Below are 736 nucleotides of genomic sequence, written 5' to 3' on the forward strand. Positions count from 1 at the left end.
CAAGACATTGACGGATGTAGAATGGTTGGATTTAGAAGAATTAGAGGAAAAGGAGAAGATTGAAATGTGTGAAGCTGAAAAGAGATGGCTTGAAGTAAAGTCAAAAGAATGGGAAGCTGAAGGGATAAGAAAAGGAATCAAACAAGGCATTGAACAAGGAATTGAACAAGGAATTGAACAAGGAATTGAACAGGGTAGTGAGAAAAAAGAGCTTGAGATGTATCAAAAAATGATGGACAAGGGATTTGGAATTAAAGCTATCGCATCGATCTTCTCAGTAAGTGAAGAATCGATTAAAAAGCTGTTGATGAAAGCTTAGGAGAAATTAAATGTGTGAAGCTGAAAAGAGATGGCTTGAGGTAAAGTCAAAGGAATGGGAAGCTGAAGGGATAAAAAAAGGCATTGAACAAGGAATTGAACAGGGAATTGAACAGGGTAGTGAAAAAAAAGAGCTTGAGATGTATCAAAAAATGATGGACAAGGGATTTGGAATTAAAGCTATCGCATCTATCTTCTCAGTAAGTGAAGAGTCGATTGAAAAGCTGCTGATGAAAGCTTAGGTAAAGCTGAAAAGAGATGGCTTCGAAAAAGAAGACACGTTCTTTTGTTCAATGTTTGTAACAATGGATAGGAGGAGATGAAAAATCTCTTCTTTTCTTTTTCGTCTGTGATATAATAAGGTGACTTTGAAAGGATTGAGAAAATGGTATTTCTTTTATTAGTATTAGGTATGGTC

1 protein-coding gene and 1 pseudogene are annotated in these 736 nt (G+C 35.7%); both read left to right on the forward strand.

Going from position 1 to position 736, the window contains the following annotated elements; all coding sequences use genetic code 11:
• Positions 1-319: pseudogene (locus tag NE544_RS12040) on the forward strand (hypothetical protein); the annotation flags it as partial.
• Positions 320-329: 10 nt separating this feature from the next.
• A complete protein-coding gene (locus tag NE544_RS12045) occupies positions 330-560 on the forward strand; it encodes a hypothetical protein (protein ID WP_227976580.1) in 231 nt (76 codons plus the stop codon).
• Positions 561-736: the final 176 nt, after the last annotated feature.

Origin of the sequence: Holdemanella sp. MSK.7.32, assembly GCF_024460475.1 — a bacterium.
Taxonomy (GTDB): Bacteria; Bacillota_I; Bacilli_A; order Erysipelotrichales; family Erysipelotrichaceae; genus Holdemanella.